The organism is Xanthomonas sp. D-109 (genome assembly GCF_017746095.1).
Classification (GTDB): Bacteria; Pseudomonadota; Gammaproteobacteria; order Xanthomonadales; family Xanthomonadaceae; genus Xanthomonas_A; species Xanthomonas_A sacchari.
Window position 1 is genome coordinate 404 of sequence record NZ_JAGHWV010000035.1, and the last position, 3,955, is coordinate 4,358.

General features: G+C 69.4%; 6 protein-coding genes. All 6 read left to right on the forward strand.

Features of this window, described 5'->3' with window-relative positions; translation table 11 throughout:
• Positions 1-839, forward strand: an 839-nt coding sequence (locus tag J7357_RS20840; protein ID WP_244667718.1) for an AAA family ATPase, incomplete at its 5' end; no start/stop codon positions are given.
• Positions 826-1,710, forward strand: a complete 885-nt coding sequence (locus tag J7357_RS20845) for a P-loop NTPase (RefSeq protein ID WP_010341540.1) — start codon at positions 826-828, stop codon at positions 1,708-1,710. The genes J7357_RS20840 and J7357_RS20845, both read left to right, overlap by 14 nt.
• Complete coding sequence (locus tag J7357_RS20850) at positions 1,707-2,456, forward strand: RNA polymerase sigma factor FliA (RefSeq protein WP_010341541.1); 750 nt, start codon at positions 1,707-1,709, stop codon at positions 2,454-2,456. The genes J7357_RS20845 and J7357_RS20850 overlap by 4 nt, the downstream gene beginning before the upstream one ends.
• 19 nt (positions 2,457-2,475) lie before the next feature.
• Complete coding sequence (gene cheY / locus J7357_RS20855; protein ID WP_010341542.1) at positions 2,476-2,868, forward strand: chemotaxis response regulator CheY; 393 nt, start codon at positions 2,476-2,478, stop codon at positions 2,866-2,868.
• Positions 2,869-3,480, forward strand: coding sequence for a protein phosphatase CheZ (locus J7357_RS20860; protein WP_209249434.1), 612 nt, complete (start codon positions 2,869-2,871; stop codon positions 3,478-3,480).
• 4 nt (positions 3,481-3,484) lie between these two features.
• Positions 3,485-3,955, forward strand: a 471-nt coding sequence (locus J7357_RS20865; protein WP_244667719.1) for an Hpt domain-containing protein, incomplete at its 3' end; no start/stop codon positions are given.

Sequence of the window (3,955 nt, forward strand, 5' to 3'; positions counted from 1 at the left end):
ACCGCCTCACCGACGAGCGCCTGCGCGGCTCGCCGGTCCGCGCCCAGGCGCTGGAGCTGATGGACGACTACGGCTTCGACAGCGGCATCACCCGCGACGTGGTCATGCAGATCCCCGCCGACCTGGAGCTGCACCGCGGCCGTGGGCTGATGCTGGGCCTGCTCTCCAAGCGCCTGCCGATCGCCGCGCTGGACCCGCTCGAGGAAGGCGGCGTGATCGCCCTGATCGGCCCCACCGGCGCCGGCAAGACCACCACCATCGCCAAGCTGGCCTCGCGCTTCCTGGAGCGCCATGCCGCCCGCGACGTGGCCCTGGTCACCACCGACACCATCCGCGTCGGCGGCCGCGAACAGCTGCACAGCTACGGCCGCCAGCTCGGCATCGCCGTGCACGAGGCCGACAGCGACGCCGCGCTGCAGCAGCTGCTGGAGCGCCTGGCCGACTACAAGCTGGTGCTGATCGACACCGCCGGCATGGGCCAGCGCGACCGCGCCCTGGCTGCCCAACTGCACTGGCTGCGCGCCTCGCGGGTGGTCCGATCCTTGCTGGTACTCCCCGCCAACGCCCATTTCTCCGACCTGGACGAGGTGGTGCGCCGGTTCGCCGGCGCCGACCCACAGGGGGTCATCATGACCAAGTTGGACGAGACCGGACGGTTCGGCAGTGCCTTGTCGGTGGTCGTGGACCACCGCCTCCCCATCACCTGGGTGACCGATGGACAGCGTGTGCCGGACGACCTGCACCGCGCCAACGCCGCCAGCCTGGTATTGCGCCTTGAAGATTTGCGGCGCGCTGCCGATAAGCCCTGTACTCCGGAGCAGACCCATGCCGTCGCGTGACTACGTCAATCTGACCAATGCCTTCCCCCTGTCGGCGACGCGCAGCGAACCGCTGGGTCCGGTGCGCACCATCGCCGTGACCGGCGGCAAGGGCGGCGTGGGCAAGACCAACATCTCGGTGAACCTGTCCATGGCGCTGGCCGACATGGGCAAGCGCACCCTGCTGCTGGACGCCGACCTGGGCCTGGCCAACGTCGACGTGCTGCTGGGGCTGACCCCCAAGTTCACCGTGGCCGACCTGGTGGCCGGGCGCTGCACCCTGGAAGAGGTGCTGATCGACATGCCCAACGGGCTGATGGTGGTGCCCGCCGCCTCCGGCCGCCGCTACATGGCCGAGCTGCCGCCGGCCCAGCACGTGGGCCTGGTCAACGTGTTCTCCGAACTGCAGCGCGAACTGGACGTGATGATCGTCGACACCGCCGCCGGCATCACCGACAGCGTGCTGACCTTCTGCCAGGCCGCGCAGGACGCGGTGGTGGTGGTCTGCGACGAGCCGGCCTCGATCACCGACGCCTACGCCCTGATCAAGGTCCTCTCGCGCGAGCGCGGCGTGGACCGGGTGCAGATCGTCGCCAACATGGTCCGCGACCTCAACGAAGGCCGCCTGCTGTACGACAAGCTCAGCCGGGTCTGCGAGAAGTTCCTGGGCGATGTGTCGCTGAACTACCTGGGCTGCGTGCCGCAGGACGACTGGCTGCGCCTGTCGGTGCAGCGCCAGCAGCCGGTGGTCAAGGCCTACCCGTCGAGCCCGTCGGCGCAGGCGATCAGCGAGATCGCCCGGCGCACCGCGCGCTGGCAGGCGCCGACCGCCCCGCGCGGCAACGTCGAGTTCTTCGTCGAACGCATCATCCAGCGCGGGGTGGCCGCATGAACGCCGCCGCCCACTACCGCGCCGTCCAGCGCAACAGCGCCAACGACTACATCACCCAGCACTCGGACCTGGTCCGGCGCATCGCCCACCACCTGGCGGCGCGGCTGCCGGCCAGCGTCGAGATCGACGACCTGATCCAGGCCGGCATGATCGGCCTGATCGAGGCCTCGCGCAGCTACGACGCCGAACAGGGCGCCTCGTTCGAGACCTACGCCTCGATCCGCATCCGCGGCGCGATGATCGACGAGATCCGCCGTGGCGACTGGGTGCCGCGCTCGGTGCACCGCCGCGCCCGCGACGCCGCCTCGGCGATCCGCAAGATCGAACAGAGCACCGGCCGCGCCGCCGCCGCCAACGAAGTGGCCGCGGCGATGGACATGCCGCTTCCCGAATACCTGCGTTTGATGGAAGATGCCGCCCGCGGCCAGGTGCTGAGCCTGGAGTCGCGCATCGAGGACCATGGCGAGCTGGATACCATCGCCAAGGGCGGACCCAATCCGCAGCAGATGCTCGAGCGCAGCGAATTCGGCCGCGAGCTGGGCAAGGCCATCGCGCAGTTGCCCGAACGCGAGCAGTTGGTGCTGTCGCTGTACTACGAGCAGGAATTGAACCTCAAGGAAATCGGCGCGGTGCTCGGGGTCAGCGAGTCGCGCGTGTGTCAGATCCATGGCCAGGCCACGGTACGGTTGCGCGGACGCCTGAAGGCGTTCGAGGTCGCCGATGCCGGTCTGGAAGACGAAGAATAGGAACCCTTAGGAGTCAGTGGTGAACAAGAACATGCGGATTTTGATCGTGGACGATTTCTCGACGATGCGACGCATCGTCAAGAATCTGCTCGGCGATCTGGGCTTCACCAATACCGCCGAGGCCGAAGACGGCAACAGCGCCCTGGCCGCGCTGCGCTCGGCGCCGTTCGAGTTCGTGGTCACCGACTGGAACATGCCGGGCATGACCGGCATCGATCTGCTGCGCAACATCCGCGCCGACGACAAGCTCAAGCACCTGCCGGTGCTGATGGTCACCGCCGAGGCCAAGCGCGAGCAGATCATCGAGGCCGCGCAGTGCGGCGTGAACGGCTACATCATCAAGCCGTTCACCGCGCAGACGCTGCAGGAGAAGCTGGGCAAGATCTTCGAACGCCTGGGAGCGACCGCCTAAATGGAAGCCACCGCCGAACGTACCGCCCTGATCGAACGCCTGCAAGGCGCGCTGGACGCGCTGGAAAACGGCGACGAGGCCGGCTGGCGCAGGGAGATCGACACCCTCGCCGCCTGGCGCACGCGGCCGATGATGCAGGGCCTGAGCCGGCTCGCGCGCGATCTGGGGCAGGCGCTCGGCGAACTGCCGGTGGTGCCCAGCGAGGCCGGCGAGCTGGACGACGCCTGCTCGCGCCTGGACCACGTGGTGGAGATGACCGAACAGGCCAGCCACCGCACCCTGGACCTGGCCGAGGAATGCCGTGCGCTGGCCGACCAGCTCGCCGCCGGCGGCCTCAGCGGCGACCAGGGCGAGATCCTCGACAAGATCCGCCACAACCTCACCGAAATGGCCCTGGCGCAGAGCTTCCAGGACCTGACCGGGCAGATCATCCGCCGCGTCGCCGGCATCGTGCGCCGCGTGCACGAGGGCTTCGGCGCGTTGGGTCTGCCGCCGAAGGAAGAAAACAGGAAGGCCGACGGCAGCCTGGCCGGCCCGGCCCTGCCCGGCCTGGACCGCCACGGCGTGTCGCAGAACGACGCCGACGACCTGCTGTCCGGACTAGGACTGTAACTTTATGAGCGCCGTACCCGACGACATCGCTGCCGACTTCATCATCGAGGCCCAGGAAATCCTGGACCGGCTCGGCGAGCAGTTGGTGTCGCTGGAGCAGGCGCCCGAGGACAGCGGCCAGCTCAACGCCGTGTTCCGCGGTTTCCACACGCTCAAGGGCGGCGCCGGCTTCCTGGCGATCAACGCCATGGTCGAGCTGTGCCACGCCGCGGAGGAAACCCTGGGCATGGCTCGCGCCGGCCAGGCCACCCTGCAGGCGCGGCACTTCGACGCCGCCCAGCAGTCGCTGGACTACCTGCAGTCGATGCTCGACGCCTTCGGCAGCGGCCAGGAGCCGCCGCGCGCGCCGCCGGAGCTGATCGCGCAGTTCGACGCACACGGCGACGCCGCGCCGGCCCCGGCACCTGCCAAGAGCGCCGCGCCGGCGCCCGCCGTGGCAGCGGCCGCCATCCCGGCCACCGCCGCGGCTGCGGGA